This is a genomic window from Actinoplanes nipponensis (assembly GCF_016862275.1).
In the GTDB taxonomy this organism is placed as follows: Bacteria; Actinomycetota; Actinomycetes; order Mycobacteriales; family Micromonosporaceae; genus Actinoplanes; species Actinoplanes nipponensis.
On the sequence record NZ_BOMQ01000065.1, the window covers coordinates 40,743 to 59,354 of the forward strand.

The 18,612-nt window shown below is 72.5% G+C and carries 17 protein-coding genes; 11 read left to right on the plus strand and 6 right to left on the minus strand.

Annotation, left to right across the window (positions count from 1 at the left end; genetic code table 11):
* Positions 1 to 144 precede the first annotated feature (144 nt).
* The gene (locus tag Ani05nite_RS28265; RefSeq protein ID WP_203773324.1) at positions 145 to 429 is read left to right on the plus strand and encodes a DUF427 domain-containing protein; all 285 of its coding nucleotides are present in this window, start codon (positions 145 to 147) and stop codon (positions 427 to 429) included.
* A gap of 49 nt (positions 430 to 478) precedes the next feature.
* On the opposite strand, the gene Ani05nite_RS28270 is transcribed toward Ani05nite_RS28265, so the two are convergent.
* On the minus strand, positions 479 to 874 hold the full coding sequence (locus Ani05nite_RS28270; protein ID WP_239130694.1) for a hypothetical protein: 396 nt from the start codon (positions 872 to 874) through the stop codon (positions 479 to 481).
* Complete coding sequence (locus Ani05nite_RS28275; RefSeq protein ID WP_203773326.1) at positions 864 to 1,088, minus strand: hypothetical protein; 225 nt, start codon at positions 1,086 to 1,088, stop codon at positions 864 to 866. The genes Ani05nite_RS28270 and Ani05nite_RS28275 overlap by 11 nt, the downstream gene beginning before the upstream one ends.
* Positions 1,089 to 1,280: 192 nt before the next feature.
* Between Ani05nite_RS28275 and fxsA the strand changes: the two genes are divergently transcribed.
* The 3 genes from fxsA (at position 1,281) to Ani05nite_RS28290 (ending at position 4,713) form a co-directional block, all read left to right on the plus strand.
* Positions 1,281 to 1,487 carry an FxSxx-COOH cyclophane-containing RiPP peptide gene (gene fxsA, locus Ani05nite_RS28280; protein WP_239130696.1) on the plus strand — a complete coding sequence of 69 codons (207 nt, stop codon included), beginning with the start codon at positions 1,281 to 1,283 and terminating at the stop codon, positions 1,485 to 1,487.
* 8 nt (positions 1,488 to 1,495) lie between these two features.
* The gene (locus Ani05nite_RS28285; RefSeq protein ID WP_239130698.1) at positions 1,496 to 2,989 is read left to right on the plus strand and encodes an aKG-HExxH-type peptide beta-hydroxylase; all 1,494 of its coding nucleotides are present in this window, start codon (positions 1,496 to 1,498) and stop codon (positions 2,987 to 2,989) included.
* 77 nt (positions 2,990 to 3,066) lie between these two features.
* On the plus strand, positions 3,067 to 4,713 hold the full coding sequence (locus Ani05nite_RS28290) for a putative bifunctional diguanylate cyclase/phosphodiesterase (RefSeq protein ID WP_239130700.1): 1,647 nt from the start codon (positions 3,067 to 3,069) through the stop codon (positions 4,711 to 4,713).
* 1 nt (position 4,714) lies between these two features.
* On the opposite strand, the gene fxsT is transcribed toward Ani05nite_RS28290, so the two are convergent.
* On the minus strand, positions 4,715 to 7,135 hold the full coding sequence (fxsT, locus tag Ani05nite_RS28295) for an FxSxx-COOH system tetratricopeptide repeat protein (RefSeq protein WP_203773330.1): 2,421 nt from the start codon (positions 7,133 to 7,135) through the stop codon (positions 4,715 to 4,717).
* A gap of 104 nt (positions 7,136 to 7,239) precedes the next feature.
* Between fxsT and Ani05nite_RS28300 the strand changes: the two genes are divergently transcribed.
* Positions 7,240 to 7,557 carry an STAS domain-containing protein gene (locus Ani05nite_RS28300; protein ID WP_203773332.1) on the plus strand — a complete coding sequence of 106 codons (318 nt, stop codon included), beginning with the start codon at positions 7,240 to 7,242 and terminating at the stop codon, positions 7,555 to 7,557.
* A gap of 855 nt (positions 7,558 to 8,412) precedes the next feature.
* On the opposite strand, the gene Ani05nite_RS28305 is transcribed toward Ani05nite_RS28300, so the two are convergent.
* The 3 genes from Ani05nite_RS28305 to Ani05nite_RS28315 all read right to left on the minus strand — a co-directional run bounded on the left by Ani05nite_RS28305 (position 8,413) and on the right by Ani05nite_RS28315 (position 12,005).
* Positions 8,413 to 9,435, minus strand: a complete 1,023-nt coding sequence (locus Ani05nite_RS28305) for an IS30 family transposase (RefSeq protein ID WP_203773334.1) — start codon at positions 9,433 to 9,435, stop codon at positions 8,413 to 8,415.
* 571 nt (positions 9,436 to 10,006) lie between these two features.
* Complete coding sequence (locus Ani05nite_RS28310; RefSeq protein ID WP_203773336.1) at positions 10,007 to 10,546, minus strand: snapalysin family zinc-dependent metalloprotease; 540 nt, start codon at positions 10,544 to 10,546, stop codon at positions 10,007 to 10,009.
* A 91-nt stretch (positions 10,547 to 10,637) separates the two neighbouring features.
* Positions 10,638 to 12,005: an MFS transporter gene (locus tag Ani05nite_RS28315; RefSeq protein WP_203773566.1), complete on the minus strand. Its 1,368-nt coding sequence runs from the start codon at positions 12,003 to 12,005 to the stop codon at positions 10,638 to 10,640.
* 19 nt (positions 12,006 to 12,024) lie between these two features.
* Between Ani05nite_RS28315 and Ani05nite_RS28320 the strand changes: the two genes are divergently transcribed.
* The 6 genes from Ani05nite_RS28320 (at position 12,025) to Ani05nite_RS28345 (ending at position 18,606) form a co-directional block, all read left to right on the plus strand.
* Positions 12,025 to 12,990, plus strand: a complete 966-nt coding sequence (locus tag Ani05nite_RS28320; protein WP_239130704.1) for a GlxA family transcriptional regulator — start codon at positions 12,025 to 12,027, stop codon at positions 12,988 to 12,990.
* Between the two features lie 75 nt (positions 12,991 to 13,065).
* Positions 13,066 to 14,730, plus strand: a complete 1,665-nt coding sequence (locus tag Ani05nite_RS28325; protein WP_203773340.1) for a GspE/PulE family protein — start codon at positions 13,066 to 13,068, stop codon at positions 14,728 to 14,730.
* Positions 14,731 to 14,802: 72 nt separating this feature from the next.
* Complete coding sequence (locus tag Ani05nite_RS28330; RefSeq protein ID WP_203773569.1) at positions 14,803 to 15,939, plus strand: type IV pilus twitching motility protein PilT; 1,137 nt, start codon at positions 14,803 to 14,805, stop codon at positions 15,937 to 15,939.
* Position 15,940: 1 nt separating this feature from the next.
* Positions 15,941 to 17,173, plus strand: coding sequence for a type II secretion system F family protein (locus Ani05nite_RS28335; protein ID WP_203773342.1), 1,233 nt, complete (start codon positions 15,941 to 15,943; stop codon positions 17,171 to 17,173).
* A 127-nt stretch (positions 17,174 to 17,300) separates the two neighbouring features.
* Positions 17,301 to 17,747 (plus strand): prepilin-type N-terminal cleavage/methylation domain-containing protein, encoded by a 447-nt coding sequence (locus Ani05nite_RS28340; RefSeq protein WP_203773344.1) that lies wholly within the window; start codon positions 17,301 to 17,303, stop codon positions 17,745 to 17,747.
* 73 nt (positions 17,748 to 17,820) lie between these two features.
* Entirely contained in the window at positions 17,821 to 18,606 is a 786-nt protein-coding gene (locus Ani05nite_RS28345) for a prepilin peptidase (RefSeq protein WP_203773346.1), read from the plus strand.
* Positions 18,607 to 18,612: the final 6 nt, after the last annotated feature.

Below are 18,612 nucleotides of genomic sequence, written 5' to 3' on the forward strand. Positions count from 1 at the left end.
CCATCCGGGGGGCTTGGCGGATCGACTCTAGATCGTCGTACAGCACCCCGGCAATGTGCGGACGACTCACCACGTTTCACCCACGGGAGGCGAATAAACCGCGCGTATCGGACAGTGCCTCGGGTGGCGCGCTACGTTCGGGGTATGCCGAAGGCCATCTGGAACGACGAGATCATCGCTGAGAGCGACGACACCGTGGTAGTCGAGGGCGTCTACTACTTCCCGCGCTCATCGCTGCGTGAGGACGTGCTGCGCCCCTCGGACACGCACACCGTCTGCCCCTGGAAGGGCAAGGCGTCGTACTACACCCTCGAATCGGGTGGGCAGGTCACGCGGGACGCGGTCTGGTTCTACCCGGAGCCCAAGCCGGACGCCAAGGCCGTCCGCGACCGGGTCGCCTTCTGGAAGGGCGTCAAGGTCGAGGTCTGAGGATCGCCGCCGGCGCGGGCCCGCAGGGGTCCGCGCCGCCTACCCGGGCCTACCCGATCCTCGGGTGGGCGTCCTCGATCGCCGTGACCTCCAGGTAGTCGAGCATGTCCCGCTGCTCGGCCTCGCCGAGGGCGTAGAACGCCTCGTAGGCCGAGGACCGCGAGTGCGGCGTCTCCGCCGCGAGCAGCGCGATGATCGCCGACCAGGCCAGCGAGACCCGGTCGAAGAGCCGCGCGGTCCGCAGCGACGTGAGCCGGCTCAGCATCGCCACCTTCGTCGCCGCGTCGTCGTCGGCCGCGATCCGGTCCGACAGCTCGAACAGCGCCTTGCCCCGGTACGGGTGTTCCGCCTCGACCAGCCGCGCCAGCTCGGCGTTGTCCATCCGGTCGACGGGCGGCGCGGGACCGCGGCGCGGCAGCCGCGGCCGGGAGTCGTCAGCGGGCACGGCTGTCCCGCCCGCTCTCGAAGCCCACTCCCGGCACCTGGTGCGGCAGGGTGGGGCGGCTGGAGAAGGTCGGGAACGGCGGCGCCGGCATCACCGGGGCGTCCGGTGGCGCGGAACCGTGCTCGGCGTCGTCGGCCTCCTCGACCGCAGCGTCGATCTGATCGCGCACCTCGTCCTCCGGGTTCGTGTCGCCCTCCACTTTCCGTCCCAGCACAGTTTGTCCTCCGTTGCCGACTTTCGCTGTGTTGGCGGTCCTATGAGATCACGCCGCGTCAACCCCGGCGAGCGCAGCGTCCGCCCCCACGCCCGGACGTCACCCGACCCGGCGACCCACCGTAATGTGGCGGCAATACATTGATCGTGGCCGGTCGGCCCGCAGTGCCGGCCCTGACCGAGGGTAGGTGCCGTGGACGGGGATACGAGCACCACCGGTGCGACATCCGAGTGGCGGTCGGCCATGGTCGACGTCTCCGGGCTGTCCCTGGCCGAGCTCGCCGCCGGCGGCCCGCCGGACCCGGCCGACGAGTCGGCGCTGGCCCGCTGCCTGCGGCGACTGGCCGACGACCTGGCCCGGCCGGGCGAACCGATCGCCGGCTTCAACTCGGCCCTCTGAGCGCCGCCGTGCCGCACACCCTCGCGTCCCGGCCGCCGGCCGGCCTGCGGGTGCACCGGCTCAGCGACGCGGCGTTCGCCGCGCTGGGCGCGGGCCGCCCGGACGCCGCGACCGTCGACGAGCTGCGCCGCGCCCAGCTCAGCCGGCATCTGCTGCTGCTCCGGGAGATCAACGCGGCCGTGCCGGTCCCCGGGTACGCGGCCCTGGTGGCGGCCGAACGGCAGGATCCGGCGCGAGTCCGGGCGCTGCTGGCCCGTCCACTGGTCGGCGTGTGGGCCACCCGCTGCCTGACCGCCCTGCGCGCCGGCGCGTCCCGGGCCGAGGTGCCCCTGGGCCACCTGGCCGCGCTCACCGGCGACGCCGGGCCGGCGACCCCGCCGCTCACCGCCGCCCACGACGGCCTGTCGATCTCGGTACGCGTCGAGGACCGCGACCCGCTGCGGGCCGGGCTGGGGCTCACCCCGGCTCCCACGCTCACCCCGGCCGAACGGGACCGCTGGCAGCAGACCCTGACCGGCGCCTGGCGCCCGCTGGTCGAGCGGCTCCGCCCGGACGCCGAGGTGCTGGCCGCCGTCCTGGACTGCGTCGTGCCGGTCCGGACCGATCCGGCCGCCCGCGGCATCAGCGCCACCTCGGCGGACGCGTTCGGCGCGGTGGCGATGTCCGAGCCGGCCGACGCCACCGCCCTCGCGGTCGGCCTGCTGCACGAGACCCGGCACAGCCTGCTGAACGCCGTGCAGTACCTCTTCGACCTGCACGAGCAGCCGGACCGGCTGGGCTACTCGCCGTGGCGCGACGACCCCCGCCCGGCCGCCGGCATCCTGCACGGCGCGTACGCCTACCTGACCGTCACCCGGTTCTGGCGGTCCCGGCGCGCGGATCCCGTGGCGGCGTTCGAGTTCGCCCGCTGGCGCGCGGCGGTCCACACCGCGGCGAGCGACCTCCTCGCCGGGGGCACGCTGACCGCGGCCGGCACCCGGTTCGTGACCGCGCTGCGCGCCGAGGTGGAACCGTGGCTGGCCGAGCCGCTGCCGGCCGGGGTCGCCCGGCTGGCCGCCGGGGCCAACGCCGATCACCGACTGCGCTGGCGGCTGCGCAACCGGCACGTGTCACCCGGGGACGCCCGGTTGCTCGCGGACGCCTGGACGCAGGGCCGGCCCGCGCCCCGGATCACCTCCGAGCTGCGTGCGGCCCCGCGGCGGGCGCTGGAGGCCAGCAGCCGGCTCGACCTCGTCCACGCCACGCTGCGCGGGCAGCCCGCGCCGGGCAGTACGCCCGCAGGCGACCTGGCCTACCTGCGGGGGGACCCGGCGGCGGCGCTGCGGGCGTACCGGGAAAGGGTGGTCGCGGACGCCGGGGACGACGCGGCCTGGGCCGGTCTCGCCCTGGCCGGCGGGCCCGCCGCGGTGCGCGACACACCGGAGGTGGTCGCGGCCGCCTACCGCGCGCTGGACGTCCCGGGCGCCGACCCGCTGGCCCTGGCCGGCTGGCTTTCTTCCTGAGGTTCGCTCAGGTCCGCCGCCGCCGCACCGATGGGTGCCCCTGTCGGAGGTGAGTCATGGGTCGGACCGGGAAGACCATGGATCGTGTGCGTCGCGGTGTCGACGGCACCATGATCTTCACGTCGCTGTCGCTGCTCGCGTGGCCGGTGATGGCCGCGGGCCCCGCCGGCGTGCTCGCCGGCGGCCTCGCCGTGCTGCTCCTGGGCGTGGGCGTGATCGTCCTGGCCGGACGCCGGCCGCTGCTGCAGTACGTCCCCGTCGCCGCCGCCGTCCTGGTGGCCGCCTACCGGGTGGCCCGGCACGGCGTCGCCGACCGGCCGCTGACCTGGCTCGTCCTGGGCGTCGCGGCGATCATCCTGCTCCGCCAGTTCCTCGGCGCGCGGACCAACGAGGGCCTGGTCCGCGACCTCACCCGGCAGCGGGCCCAGCTGGCCCGGCAGGCGTTCCGCGACCCGCTCACCGAGCTCGGCAACCGCAAGCTGTTCATGGACCACGCCACCGACGCCCTCGCGGACGCCGACGACACCACGACCGCCGTGATCCTGTTCGACCTCGACGGGTTCAAGCAGGTCAACGACACGTACGGGCACGCCACCGGCGACGAGCTGCTGCGGACCGCGGCGGAACGGCTCAGCGCGAACGTCCGGACCAACGACACCGTGTCCCGCCTCGGCGGCGACGAGTTCGTGGTGCTGCTGCCCCGCCTGGTGGACGAGCGCATCGCCGACACCGTCGCGGCCCGCATCCTGCGCGACCTGGCCCAGCCGCTGGTGGTCGGCGACACCGTGCTGACCATCCCGGCCAGCGCCGGCATCGCCCTGACCAAGGGCAGCGGCACCGCCGTGGACGACGTGATGCGCGAGGCCGACCTGGCCCTGTACCAGGCGAAGGCCGAGGGCAAGGGCGTCGCCCGGCGGTTCGACCCGACCCAGTTCGCCGCGGCCGAGCAGCGCCGCCGCGAGGAGGCGGACCTGTGCCGCGCCCTCGACGACGGCGAGTTCGAGGTGTACTACCAGCCGATCGTCGACCTGGACGGCGAACGCACGGTCGGCGTCGAGGCGCTGGTCCGGTGGAACCACCGGGAGCGGGGCATGCTCCCGCCGGCCGCCTTCCTCGACATGGCCGAGACGCTGGGCCTGCTGCCCCGGCTCGGCGGCTGGGTGCTCGAGGAGGCCTGCCGGCAGGCCGCGGTGTGGCAGGCCCAGGCCCCCGGCTTCGAGCTCAACGTCAACCTGTCGGCCAGCCAGCTCGGCAACCCGGCGCTGATCGACGAGGTCCGCGCCGTGCTGGAGCGCACCGGCCTGCCGCCCGCGCTGCTGGTGCTGGAGCTGACCGAGTCGGTGGCGCTGGTCGACCTCATCGAGTCGGCCCGGGTGCTGGGCGCGCTCAAGCAGCTCGGCGTGCGGATCGCGCTGGACGACTTCGGCACCGGCTTCTCGTCGCTGAGCCACCTCGGCACCCTGCCCGTCGACGTCGTGAAGATCGACAAGTCGTTCGTGCAGGCCATGCAGGAGAGCAACGGGGCGTCGGTGGCCGAGGCGGTGCTCCAGATCGCCCGGACGTTCCGCCTGGCGCCGGTCGCCGAGGGCGTCGAGGACGCGACCCAGGCCAGCCGGCTGCGCGAGCTGGACTGCGCCCAGGCCCAGGGCTACCACTTCGCCCGGCCGATGCCGGCCGTCGACCTGACCGCGTTGCTGACCCGCCAGGCGGCGCTGCCGGCCTGAGTCACAGCGGCGGCGGCTCGATCTCCGTCTCCAGGCGCCCGCCGGCCAGCGCGCGGGCGAGCAGCGGATGGCCCTCGCCGTACGCCTTCTGCAGCTCCTCGGCGGCGGCCTGCATCGACGGCTCGTCGCCGGCGTCCAGCGCGACGTTGAACGCGCAGGCCAGGGTGTCCGGGTGCGCCGCGCCGCGCAGCGACCGGGAACGGGCGACGGTGTCCAGCGCGATCTCCCGGGCCTGCTGCGCCTCGCCCAGCGCCAGCAGATCCGCGGCCAGACCGTTCGCGCAGCTCAACGTGAACGGGTGATCCGCGCCGACGCTGCGCCGCAACCCGCCCAGCGCCTCGGCGTCGATCGTGCGGGCCTCGGCGTACCGGCCGGTGGCCCGCACCACCCCGGCCAGGTCGGCCGCCGCGGCCAGCGTGAACGGATGCTCCTCGCCCAGCACCGCGTGGTAGCGGGCCACCGCCCGCTCCAGCAGCCGGTGCGCCTCGTCGAGGTCGCCGTCCGCCCGGGCGCAGTTGGCCAGCGACACCAGCGCGCCCAGCGTCTCCACGTTCAGATCGCCGAACTTCTGCCTGTACAGCTCCGCGTTGGCCGCGGCGAGCTCGCGGGCCTGCGGCAGCCCGCGCCGGCGCGCCGCGATGGCCGCGAACCGCCCGGCCCACAACGCCATCGGATGGTCGGCGCCGAGCGCGTCGGCGTACCCGTTGGCCAGCAGCGCCGAGGCGCCGGCGTAGTCACCCAGCCCGACCAGGTCGAAGGCCAGCCCGGCCCGCGAGGACAGCGTCTCCGGATGACCCTCCACGAAGATCATCTGCCGGTGCCGGAGCACCTGCTCGTCGAGCGCCCGCGCCCCCCGGAAGTCGCCCAGCAGCCGCAGGTCGACGGCCAGGTTGTTGGCGCAGCGCAGGGCGGTCGGGAAGCTCTCGCCGAACAGCCGGCGGTAGCGCACCAGGTTGTCCGCGTCGAGCTGGCGGGCCTGCCCGAAGTGACCCTGGATCCGCAGGTCGGCGCCGACACTGTTGGCCGTGGCCAGGGTCGTCTCGTCGTCGCCGCCGAGCACCTCACGCTGCGAGCGCAGCGTCTGGGCGTTCAGGGACCGGGCGTCGGCCGTACGCCCCACCGCCCGCAACGCGTTGGCCAGGTGGAACGAAGCCAGGAGGGTCTGCTCGTCGGTCTCGCCGAGGCTGTCCCGCCAGCGCGCCACCGCCTGCGCCGCCAGGTCGCGGCTGGAGTCCCAGTCGCCGCGGGCGTACAGGAACCGGATGCAGTTGATGACCAGCTGGCGGATCTCCTCGGCGTCGGCGCCGAGCACGTCGGAGTGCACCAGGTGCGGGACGATCGCCGCGTACCGGGGCCAGTGGGCGGGGTTGTCCGGGTCGCCGGGATCGGCCGCGGCCAGCATGGCCCGCACCGAACGCAGCAGCGCGGCGTGCCGCTCCGAACTCAACTGCTGGCCCAGCATGCCCCGGACCAGCGGATGCACCAGCACGTTGTCGCCCGGCGGGTCCAGCTCGGCCAGCCCGTACCGGCCGGTCAGCCGCAGCGCCGCCTTGAGCCGCCGCTCGATGCGTACCGTGCGGGCCAGCTCCGGCGGCACCACGCCGCGCGCCGCCCAGAGCAGCTCCCACGACACCGGCGCGCTGGCCAGGAACGCGCACAGCTCGAGCAGCTGGAAGGCGGCCGGCGAGGTTTCCGCCAGCGCGTCCGCGGCCAGCCCCCAGGCCACCCGGATGGGCGTCGGGAAGGCCAGCTCGGCGGCCCGCCGCTGGTAGCGGCGCAGGTACTCGTCGACGCTCCAGCCCGTCGCCACCCGCACCGCGGCGGCCTGGTCCAGCGCCATGGGCACGTCGTCGAGGCCCTCGGCCAGCCGCTCGGCCTCCGCGGCGGACAGCTCCGGGGAGCGCCGGCGCAGGAAGTCCACGCTGTCCGTCCGGTCGAACACCGGCACCGGCACCGCCTGGGCGACCTCCGAGGTCCACCGCGGATTGCGCGAGGTGACCAGCACGTGCCCGGCCCCGCTGGGCAGGTACGGCTTGATGTCCTCGGGCCGGTTCGCGTTCTCGAACACGACCAGCCAGTTCCGGTACGGCTCGCCCCGGCTGAGCGCGTCACGCACCGCGCCCAACGTACGGTTGATGTCGCGGGCCTCGGGCAGCCGCAGCTCGCTGGCCAGCCCGACCAGCGCGGCCCGCATGCCGGCGGTCTGCTCGGCCGGGATCCACCAGACCAGGTCGTAGGTGGCGGCGTAACGGTGGGCGTACTCCACGGCGAGCTGGGTGCGCCCGGTCCCGCCGAGCTGGTGCTCGGCGGCGGGCAGCAACACGACCGGCCCGGTGCCGAGCAGCCCGCGCACGTCGGCGAGCAGCCCCTCCCGGCCGATGAAACGCGGATTACGCGGCGGCAGCCCACCCCGGATCGGCACGCCGCCCTCCCCACTGGTGACTCGGCCATCTACTGTCGTTGTGCCGATTACCGTACGTGGAATCATCACCACAGCGGAAGCTTGCGCCGAACGGAAAGGACCCGGTGTCCGAGGAAGCCGTAACAAGTCTCGACCGCGACGCCGACGTGGTCACCGTGCGCCTGCACGGGGAGATCGACGTCCTGACGGTCGATCAGGTCCGGGTCAGTCTGGTGGAGGCCCTGGAGGGCCGGCCCCGGGCGATCATCGTGGACCTGGCGGAGCTGTCCTTCATCGACTCGACCGGGCTGGGGGCGATCATCTTCGGCTTCCAGCGGGCGCGGGACGAGGGGGTGGAGTTCCGGCTGGCTCACCCCAGTCGGGGGGTACGGCAGATCCTGGTGCTCAGTGGGCTGCTGGAGGTCGTCGGGCTGACGGAGTGACGAGGGTGCTTCGGGTCGGTGCGGTGGCTGACTCGCCCGGCTCGTCCCGCCCTTTGATCCGGGCCGTGGCGCCGCGCTGCATCCCGGACAGCTCAGCGCTCGTTACCTCAGATCTTGTTGAGCTGGGGCCCGCTCCGGCTATCCAACTTCACAAGATTCGCCCAGGCCGATCCGTGGCAACGTCCCCGCGGCGCGGCGCCGCGCGGCGCGGCGCGGCGCGGCTCACCGCATCGCCGGCGCGCGACCTCCCCAGCTACCGATCTTGTTGAGCGACGGCCCGCTCCGTCCGGCTTACTCCTCAAGATCTCGCTCACAGGAACACGCACGTGAGCCGCGCTGCACGTAGACCCCCCGGATCTTGGTGAGCCGCAGCCCGCCCGTCCCGATGTTGTTGAGCTACGGCCTGCTCCGCCTACCCGGCTTCACAAGATCCGCGAGCTGACCCGCAGCCGCGCCCCACCAACCGCACGACAGCGCCCCACAGCCCAGCCCCACCCCTCCCAGCACCGAGACAGCCACGATCTTGTTAAGCCGCAGCCCACTCGGCCCGCCCCGCTCCACAAGATTCCCGAGCCGACCCGCGGCCGCGTCCACCGACCGCACGACACCTCGCGCACAGCTCAGTGCACAGCTCGCCCGCCTTGACCTCTTGCTCGACCCGCCCGCCGCCTGGCCGCCTGCCCCCTGCCTGCCCCTGCCTGCCTGCCCTCCCTGCCTGCCCTGCCCGCCCTGCGTGCCTGCCCTCCCTGCCTGCCCTGCCTGCCTGCCTGCCCTGCCTGCCTGCCTGCCCTGCCTGCCTGCCCTGCCTCCTGCCCCCTGCCCGATCTTGTTGAGCCGTAGCACGCCCGCTTGGGCTCAACTGGTGGTTGCAACACCGAGTAGTTCGGCCATCTTCTCAGCGGGGTTGGCCCAGCCCAAGGTTTGCCGGGGACGGCCGTTGAGTTCGTCAGCGACCTGGTCCAGGCCGGCCTGGTCGATGGTGGTGAAGTCGAAGCGGCCTTTCGAGAAGTACTGCCGCAACAACCCGTTGGTGTTCTCGTTCGACCCCCGCTGCCAGGGCGAGTGCGGGTCACAGAAGTAGACCGGGCAGTCGGTGGCCAGGCTGAACCGGTGGTGGGCGGCCATCTCCGAACCTTGGTCCCAGGTCAGCGACGCCCGCAGCCGCGCCGGCAGCCGGCCCATCGCCTCCGACAACCGGGCAACGACATGTTCGGAGACCTTGCCCTCGGGTAGCCCGACCAGGATGACGAACCGGGTGGCCCGTGCCACCAGGGTGGCGATCGCCGAGTTCAGCCCACCGCGGCGGGTGCCCTCGAGCAGGTCACCTTCCCAGTGCCCGGGCACCGCCCGATCGCAGGCCTCGGCCGGCCGGGCGCTGATGTTCAGGCCCAGCCACGGCCGCGATGAACGGATAGCCCCCGCGACAGCGGGCCGGGCTCTGCGGGTTGCCCGCCCGGACCGCAGGGCCACCTGCCGGGACAGATCAGCGCGCAGATTCCCGCGGGCCTGCAGATAGATAGCCTGGTAGATCGTCTCGTGCGACACATGCCACTCCGGGTGTTCGGGATGCTCGATCCGTAGCCAAGCGGCGATCTGCTGCGGCGACCACCGCCGGCGCAACCCGGCCAGAACCAGGTCCCGCAACACCGGATCGGTCGCCAGCCGGGCAACCCGACGCGGCCGGCGATGCCGTAACCAGCACGCCCAGTCCGCCGCCGAGGGCAGATACCGCTGACCGTACTTCTCGAACCAGGCCACCTCCCGCGACACCGTCGAGGGCGCCCGCTCCAGACACCGGGCAATCTGCCGAATCGACTCACCCGCCGCCCGGCCCAACCCGATCCGTTCCCGCTCCCACACAGACAACCTCTTCGCCACAACCCACTCCTAGCTGCAGAAACGCGGGTGTTGCAACCAGACCTTGAAATCGCCCCGGCCCACCCCACTCCACAAGATCCCTAAGGCCGACCAGCAGCCCCCACGCGAATCGCACAGCGCCCCACCGCACCACACGCACAGCCGACCTCCGCCCCGATCTTGTGAAGGGAGGGCCCGCTCCGCCCCACCAACTTCACAAGATTCGCCGGAGGCGGAGGCGAAGGAAGGCGGACGGCGACGGCAGACGGCGGCGGGCGCAGACAGCGGACAACGGACAGCGCAAGGCGGACGGCGCAAGGTGGACGGCGGCGGCGGACAGCGACGGCGGACAGCGACGGCGGACAGCGGCGGCGGCGGCGGACGGCGGCGGCGGCGGACGGCGGCGGCGGCGGCGGACGGCGGCGGCGGACGGCGGCGGCGGACAGCAGAGAGCGAAGGGCGCACCGCCCCGAACGCACGGCGGAGGCGAAGAAGGGACGGCAGCAGAATCCAAGGCAAGCGCCGAGCGTGCAAGCAAAAGGGTGCGAGCCCCAACCAAGGCCCGCACCCCCACAGCCAAAAGAAAGAAAAATCAACCCACCCAGGCATACTCCCGAGCCGGCACCGCCACCGCAGCCCCCGCCGACCGGAAGTTGTTGTTCACCGTGGCAGCCTCCGTAGCATTCGGGTTCGGGTTGCGGCAGGAGACCGGCGCGCTACTGCCCGACATGAGATCCGCGCACAGCCCGGTCCGCCGGTCCGGCAGTCCGAGGATGTGCCCGAACTCGTGCGCGGCGATCCGCGGCTGGTAGTAGCCGTCGTTGACCGCCTCGCGACCCATGTACCAGCGTCCGTTGCCCAGCGACGTCGAGTACGTACGGGGCCAGCCGTTGTCGGCGTACACCCGGATGTTCGGGGTGCGGCCGGCCGGGACGGGCTGGAGCTGCACGTTGGTGACCCGGCTGTTCCAGATCTGGGCGCCCTGGTTGACGACCGCGATGAATTCCTGGGCCTGGCTGGCGTCGTAGTACAGGATCCGGGGCGCCGCGGCGGCCGGGCCGGCGGTGGCGACCTGCAGGCCGAACAGCACGGCGATGGTGGCCAGCGCGGCGGACAGTGTTTTGCGCAGCATCGGGGACCTCCCTGGGGGTGGTGGGACGGGTGTCCACACCGTAGCCAGAGAGCGACGTCTATCGATGGATTGCGGCCATACCTCTTCATGCCTACGACCGTGTGATGACGGCGGCCGGGTAGGCCAGGCCGATGCCGGGGCCGGCCGGGCCGGTGTCGCGGTGCCGCCGGCCGATCAGCAGCGACAACGACAGCAGCGACGCGGTCAGCGCGAGGGCGCCGGCGCCGTACCAGGCCGCGTCGTAGTCGCCGAGCCGGTCCCGGACCAGGCCGGCGCCGGTGGCCGCGATCGCCGCGCCGAACTGGTGGGAGGCGAAGACCCAGCCGAAGACGACCGCTCCGCGGGCCCCGAAGTACTCGCGGCACAGCGCGACCGTCGGGGGCACCGTGGCCACCCAGTCCAGCCCGTAGAACAGGATGAACACCACCATGGACGGGTGCGCGGTCGCCGCGAACAGCGACGGCAGCACCAGCAGGGACAGCCCGCGCAGCGCGTAGTAGCCGGCCAGCAGCCAGCGGCTGTCGACCCGGTCGGTGAGCCAGCCGGAGGCGATGGTGCCGGCGATGTCGAACAGCCCGACCAGCGCGAGCAGGCTCGCCGCGGTGGTCTGGGTCATCCCGTGGTCGTGCGCGGCCGGGATGAAGTGGGTGCCGACCAGGCCGTTGGTGGTGGCGCCGCAGATCGCGAAGCCGCCGGCCAGCAGCCAGAACGGCCGGGTACGGGCGGCCTGGCGCAGCGAGCTCAGGGCGGTACGCACCGCGCTGCCCGGCGCCACCACCGGCAGCGACGCGACGTCGTCGGGTCCGGCCCCGTACGCGGTCACGCCCAGGTCGGCCGGCCGGTCGCGCAGCCGCCACCAGACCAGCGGCACCACCGACAGCGCCACCGCCGCCACGGTGAGCGCGGCCACCCGCCAGCCGTGGTCCCCGGTCAGCCGGGCCAGCAGCGGCAGGAAGACGAGCTGCCCGGCCGCGCCGCCGGCGGTCAGCACGCCGACGACCAGTCCGCGCCGGGCCACGAACCAGCGGTTGGCGACGACCGCGACGAAGCCCAGCGCCATCGAGCCGGTGCCCAGCCCGACCAGCACGCCCCAGCAGAGGATCAGCTGCCAGCTCTGCTGCATGAACACCGTGAGCCCGCTGCCGGCCGAGACCAGCACCAGCGCGCCGGCCACGACTCGGCGGAGGCCGAGCTTCTCCATCAGGGCCGCGGCGAACGGGGCGGTGAGGCCGAACAGCAGGAGGTTGACCGAGACGGCCGCGGAGATCGTGCCGAGCGACCAGCCGAACTCCTCGTGCAGCGGCTGGAGCATGACCGACGGGGTGGCGCGGAAGCCGGCGGCCCCGACGAGCGCGACGAAGGCGACGGCGGCCACGAGCCAGGCGGGGTGGAGGCGGCGAGAGATCACCCGATCATTGTGCGGAGCCGGGTCCGGACGGACGAGTGGCCGGGAGGCCATGATGCGCAAGAATCGGGCCATGACCCATTCCGTGGCGATGCTCGCCCTCGACGGCGTGGTCGCTTTCGACCTCGGCGTCCCACCCCAGGTCTTCGGCGCGGCGCGGGACGCCGGCAACGGCTTCCTCTACTCGGTGACCACCTGCGGCGACGGCCCCGGTCCGGTACGCCCCGAGCGCGGCGGCTTCCGGATCGTCCCGGACCACGACCTGGCCCCGCTGTCCACCGCCGACACCGTGCTGGTGCCCGGGGTGAGCGGCGGCAGCGCGATGACCGAGGGCACGGTCTCCCCGGCCGTCGCCGCGGCGCTGCGGGGGGCCCACGCGCGCGGCGCCCGGATCATCTCGATCTGCACCGGCGCCGCGGTGCTCGCCGCCGCCGGCCTGCTCGACGGGCGTGCCGCGGCCAGCCACTGGGCCTGGGCCAAACGGCTGCGCCGGCTGTACCCGCGGGTCGCGTGGGACTTCGACGTGCTGTTCGTGGACGACGGGGACGTGCTGACCTCGGCCGGGGTGGCCGCCGGGGTCGACCTGTGCCTGCACGTGATCCGCCAGGACCACGGCAGCCTGGTGGCCAACCAGGCGGCCCGGCGCTGCGTGGTGTCGCCGTGGCGCGACGGCGGCCAGGCCCAGTACATCGAGCAGCCGGTGCCGGTGGCGGTGGGCGCGGGCACCGAGCCGACCCGGGCCTGGGCGCTGCACCGGCTGGCCGAGCCGGTCAGCCTGGAGGACCTGGCCGGGCACGCGCGGATGAGCGTGCGCACGTTCACCCGCCGGTTCCGCGACGAGACCGGGCTGAGCCCGCGCCGCTGGCTGCTCCAGCAGCGGGTGGCCCACGCCCGGCTGCTGCTGGAGTCGACCGACCTGAGCGTCGACCTGGTGGCCCGGCGTTCCGGGCTGGGCAGCGCGACCGCCCTGCGCCAGCACCTGCAGGCGACGATCGGGGTGCCGCCCTCGGCGTACCGGCGGACATTCCGTCAGACGTGACCAGGGCCTCAGAAATGCTCAGAAGGGGCCGATGGGACCAACGAACCCCCAACGTGCCGTTGCCCTGAGGATGACATGGACCAGACCTTCCGCCCGCTGCTCGATGCGCTCAAGCAGATCGGCATCGATCCGGTCGCGGTGGACGCCGCGGCCGACGAGGCCCAGCGCAGCGGCCGGTCGGTGCGGGCAGTCCTGATCAACGACCAGGTCGTCACCGAGGAGCAGCTCACCGAGGCGGCCGCGGCGGCGTTCGGCATCAACACCCTCGACCTGGTCGGCTACTCCCCCGACCCGGCCGCGCTCAAGCGCATCCCGCTGAGCGTGGTGCTGCGGCACCGGGTGCTCGGGCTGGCGATGCACGACGGCGAGCTGGTCGTGGGCGTCACCGACCCCGGCGACGTGGTGGCCCTCGACGACGTCCGCGCCTCCACCGGCATGACGATCCGCCCGGTGGTGGTCGCCCGCAGCGAGGTCCGCCGGATCATCGAGCGGCTGCAGCGCGAGGACAGCGACCTGGGCGACCTGGCCGACGCCTCGCTGGACGACCAGGTGATGACGGCCCAGGCGCAGAGCGCCGACGACGCGCCGATCGTGCGGTACGTCAACAACCTGATCGAGCAGGCCGTCCAGAACCGCGCCTCCGACCTGCACCTGGAGCCCACCGAGGACGACATGCGGGTGCGCTACCGGATCGACGGCGTGCTGCACGAGCTCGACACCGTGCCGCGCGGGGTCATGGCCGCGCTGACCTCCCGCCTGAAGATCATGTCGGGCGTCGACATCACCGAGCGGCGGGTGCCGCAGAACGGCCGCATCACCGCGCTGATCCGCGACCGCCAGGTGGACCTGCGGACCGCCACCCTGCCGACCGTGTGGGGCGAGAAGATCGTGCTGCGGGTGCTCGACACCGGCGGCATCGACCTGGACATGAACAAGCTGGGCTTCACCCAGCACAACCTGACCCGCTTCGCGGAGTCCTTCACCAAGCCGCACGGCATGGTCCTGGTCACCGGTCCCACCGGCTCCGGCAAGTCCACCACCCTGTACGCCACCCTGGGCCGGATCAGCAAGCCGGAGATCAACGTGATCACGGTCGAGGACCCGGTCGAGTACCGCCTGCGCGGGGTCAACCAGGTCCAGGTGAACACGAAGGCCGGCCTGACGTTCGCGGCCGTGCTCCCGGCGATCCTGCGCTCGGACCCCGACGTCGTGCTGATCGGTGAGATCCGCGACGGCAACACCGCCCAGATCGCCGTCGAGGCGTCGCTGACCGGTCACCTGGTGCTCTCCACCCTGCACACCAACGACGCCCCGGGCGCGGTCACCCGGCTCACCGAGATGGGCATCGAGCCGTTCCTGGTCGGCTCGTCGCTGGACTGCGTGCTGGCCCAGCGGCTCGCGCGCCGGCTGTGCGACTGGTGCAAGGAGGCGTACCTGCCGAGCGAGGAGGAGCTGGAGGGCGCCCGCTGGCCGGTGCAGGACCTGAAGATCCCGGATGCGCTGTACCGGCCGGTGGGCTGCCGCAACTGCGCCAACACCGGCTACCGCGGCCGGATCGCGCTGCACGAGGTCATGCCGATCTCGCCGGAGATCGAGACGCTGACCATCCGCCGCGCCTCCTCCAACGAGATCCGCGAGGTGGCCCTCGACCAGGGCATGTACGAGCTGCGCGCGGACGGCCTGGCCAAGGCGGCGGGCGGGCTGACGTCGCTGCGTGAGGTCTCGCGCGTCGCCATCTGACTCCTAAACCCGCCCGGCGCCCTGCCGAACTAGGTGGCGTCAAACTTCGCGACGAGATTGTCGGTGCAGCTCATGTACACGCTCGACCATGAGGTACCGCCCCCGGCGGCACCGGTCGGCCCGGCCGGACCCGGCCCGGACGACCTGGCCGTGCTGGACCAGATGCTGATCTCGCTCGTCGAGGCCCGCGGCTCCGACCTGCACCTGACCGTCGGCTCCCCGCCGATGATCCGGGTGGACGGCACTCTGCGCGCGCTGCCCGGCTACGGCAAGCTCAACTCGGCCGACACCGTGCTGCTGGCCCGCGCCGCCGTCTCCGCCCACCAGTGGCAGACGTTCGAGCGCGAGCAGGAGATGGACTTCGCGCACAGCATCACCGGCGTCTCGCGGTTCCGCGGCAACCTCTACATCCAGCGCAACTCGTGCGGCGCCGTCTTCCGGGCCATCCCGCACACCATCAAGCCGCTGGACGAGCTGGGCATGCCCGACTCGGTGTCCCGCTTCGCCCACCTGCCCCGCGGCCTGGTGCTGGTGACCGGGCCGACCGGTTCCGGCAAGACCACCACCCTCGCCTCGGTGCTGGACCTGGCCAACCGCAGCCGGTCGGCGCACATCATCACCATCGAGGACCCGATCGAGTTCCTGCACCCGCACAAGCGCAGCCTGGTGAACCAGCGTGAGGTGGGCTCCGACACGGAGACCTTCCCGCAGGCGCTCAAGCACGCGCTGCGCCAGGACCCCGACATCATCCTGGTCGGCGAGCTGCGGGACCTGGAGACGACCGCGACGGCGCTGACCGCCGCGGAGACCGGTCACCTCGTCCTGGCGACGCTGCACACGCAGAGCGCGACCCAGACCATCGACCGCGTGATCGACATCTTCCCGCCGCACCAGCAGCTGCAGATCCGCGCCCAGCTGGCCGCCAGCCTGCAGGGCGTCGTCACGCAGGCGCTGGCCCCGCGGGCCGACGGCAAGGGCCGGACGGTGATCTGCGAGATCCTCACCGCGACGCCGGCCATCCGGAGCCTGATCCGCGAGGGCAAGTCGCACCAGATCCCGTCCTTCATGCAGGCCGGCGGCAACGACGGCATGTTGGCGTTCGACCAGCACCTGGCCGAGCGCGTCCGGGAGGGCCTGGTCTCGATGCAGGCCGCCCTGGAGATCTGCCACTCCCAGGAAGAGCTCAAGCGCCTGATCGGACGGATGTGACATGCCGGCGACGAAGACGTTCCACTACAACAGCATCGACGCCAACGGGCGCAAGACCAAGGGCACGGTCGAGGCGGCGAACGAGACCGCGGCGACGCACCTGCTGCGCCAGCGCGGCGAGACCCCGCTCGAGCTGAGCCAGGCCGGTCAGGGCCTCAACCGGGATCTGAAGATCCCCGGCCTGGGCAACCGGACCAAGCTCAAGGATCTGGCCGTGTTCGCCCGGCAGTTCTCCACGATGACCGCGTCCGGCATGTCGCTGCTGCGCTCGCTGGCCATCCTCGAGGAGCAGACCACCGCGCTGACGCTGAAGAAGGCGACCGGCGAGATGAGCACGGACGTCGCCGCGGGCGTCTCGCTGTCGGCCGCCATGGGCAAGCACGACAAGGTCTTCCCGCGCCTGATGGTCGCCATGGTGCGCGCCGGCGAGGCGGGCGGCATGATCGACCGGGCGCTGGAGCAGATCGCGGACAGCCTGGAGAAGGACACCGCGCTCCGCGGCAAGATCAAGAGTGCGCTGACCTATCCGGCCATCGTGCTGGCCTTCACCTTCGTGATGATCGCCGCGGTGCTCATCTTCATCGTCCCGATCTTCGAACAGATGTTCAAGAATCTGGGCGGCGAGCTGCCGGGCATCACCCAGTTCCTGGTCGACACCAGCCACAACATGTGGTGGATCGGGCCACTGGCGCTGACCCTGGGCATCGGCGGGAGCATCGCCTTCAAGCGGCAGCTCCGGGCGAGCGAGGACTTCCGGCTCAAGGTCGACAAGCTGAAGCTCGGCATGCCGGTCTTCGGCCCGCTCTTCCGCAAGCTGGCGATGAGCCGGTTCTCGCGCAACCTCGGCCTGCTGCTCAACGTCGGCGTGCCCGTCATGCAGGCGCTCGCCGTGGTCGGCGAGACCACCGGCAACGAGATCATCAACATCGCCATGCGCGACGTGCAGTCCGCCGTCCGCGAGGGGCAGCCGATGTCCTCGGCCATGCGCAAGCACAAGGTCTTCCCCGAGATGGTCACGCAGATGATCGAAGTGGGCGAAGAAAGCGGTCAAATCAGTCAGATGCTCGACAAGGTTGCCGATTTCTATGACAGGGAAGTCGACAGCGCCGCCGAGTCCCTGACCGCTTCGATCGAACCGATCATGGTCCTCGTCATGGGCTCCGTGGTCGGCGGAATGGTGATCTGTCTGTACCTGCCGATGTTCACCATCTACCAGAACATCCAGGGCAACTGACGCCCCGGAGCACCAAAACGACCGGTCTCCGGTCGCGGAGTCGGGCACCCGAGCCCGGAACAACCCATCCCCGCCCCACCCTGACGCCCTACTGGAGGCACCCCCAATGCACGACATCATCAGCCGGATGCGCGCCAAGAAGCAGGACGAGGGCTTCACCCTCATCGAGCTCCTGGTCGTCGTGGTCATCATCGGCGTCCTGGTCGCGATCGCCGTCCCGGTCTACCTGAACTACCGCCAGGGCGCCGCCGACAAGTCGGCCCAGTCCGACGTGCGCGGCGCGGTCAGCGCGCTCGAGCAGTGGTACACCGACAACGGCAACGCCTACCCGGCCGCCGCGATCGCCAAGCAGACCAAGAGCTTCGACCTGGGCGGCACCAACCCCAGCCAGGTCACGCTGTCGGAGAACACGACCATGACCTACGTCCCGGTCAGCAAGACCGGCACCGCCGGCAGCTACCTGATCTGTGCCACCAACAGCGGCGGCACCGGCAAGATCTACCTGTACGACAGCCTCAAGGGCGGCTCGGTCAAGGCCGACGACAAGATCAAGATTGACGCCTGCGCTCCCTGACGGATGCCCCACGGGTGGCGCCGACGCCGGCGTCACCCGCAGCCGACCACCCGCGAGACCGAGGAGGACCGCCGTGCCCCAGCCCCTGCTGTTCGGCATCGTGGCCCTGCTCGGTCTCGCGGTCGGCTCGTTCCTGAACGTCGTGATCCACCGGGTACCGCGGGGCGAGTCCCTGGTCCGGCCCGGCTCGCACTGCCCGCGGTGCGACTCGGAGATCCGCCACCGGCACAACGTGCCGGTGTTCGGCTGGCTGCTGCTGCGCGGCCGGTGCGCCGACTGCCGGGCCCCGATCAGCGTCCGCTACCCGCTGGTCGAGGCCGGCACCGCGGCGCTGTTCGTGGCCGTGACCGCGCGGTTCGGCCTCTCCTGGACCCTGCCCGCGTACCTCTATCTGGCCGCGATCGCGATCGCCCTGGCGCTGATCGACCTGGACGTGATGCGGCTGCCGAACGCCATCGTGCTGCCCTCGTACCTGGTCGCGGTGGTCCTGCTGGCGCCCGTCGCGCTGCTGGGCGACGGCCCGGCCCCGATCCTCCGCGGGCTCGCCGCCGCCGTTCTGCTCTGGGCGTTCTACCGCCTGCTGGCCCACTTCGGCGGCATGGGCGGCGGTGACGTCAAGCTCGCCCCGCTGCTCGGCTTCTACCTCGGCTGGCTGGGCTGGGGCCCGGTCGCGGTCGGCGCGTTCGCGGCGTTCCTGCTCGGCGGGGCCGTCGGCGCGACGCTGATGGCGACCCGGCTGGCCGGCCGCAAGAGCCGCATCCCGTTCGGCCCGGCCATGCTCGCCGGCGCGTTCCTGGCCGTGTTCGCCGCGGCGCCGATCACCGACTGGTACGCATCCCTGCTCACCCCCACCGCCTGAGGAAGG

Excerpts from the sequence above, each read along its gene's own strand:
- Ani05nite_RS28265 (WP_203773324.1), top strand. The coding sequence starts at position 145 with ATGCCGAAGGCCATCTGGAACGACGAGATCATCGCTGAGAGCGACGAC.
- Ani05nite_RS28290 (WP_239130700.1), top strand. The coding sequence starts at position 3,067 with ATGGATCGTGTGCGTCGCGGTGTCGACGGCACCATGATCTTCACGTCG.
- Ani05nite_RS28310 (WP_203773336.1), bottom strand. The coding sequence starts at position 10,546 with ATGCTGCGCAAAACACTGTCCGCCGCGCTGGCCACCATCGCCGTGCTG.
- Ani05nite_RS28315 (WP_203773566.1), bottom strand. The coding sequence starts at position 12,005 with ATGGCCTCCCGGCCACTCGTCCGTCCGGACCCGGCTCCGCACAATGAT.
- Ani05nite_RS28320 (WP_239130704.1), top strand. The coding sequence starts at position 12,025 with ATGACCCATTCCGTGGCGATGCTCGCCCTCGACGGCGTGGTCGCTTTC.
- Ani05nite_RS28325 (WP_203773340.1), top strand. The coding sequence starts at position 13,066 with ATGGACCAGACCTTCCGCCCGCTGCTCGATGCGCTCAAGCAGATCGGC.
- Ani05nite_RS28330 (WP_203773569.1), top strand. The coding sequence starts at position 14,803 with ATGTACACGCTCGACCATGAGGTACCGCCCCCGGCGGCACCGGTCGGC.
- Ani05nite_RS28335 (WP_203773342.1), top strand. The coding sequence starts at position 15,941 with ATGCCGGCGACGAAGACGTTCCACTACAACAGCATCGACGCCAACGGG.
- Ani05nite_RS28340 (WP_203773344.1), top strand. The coding sequence starts at position 17,301 with ATGCGCGCCAAGAAGCAGGACGAGGGCTTCACCCTCATCGAGCTCCTG.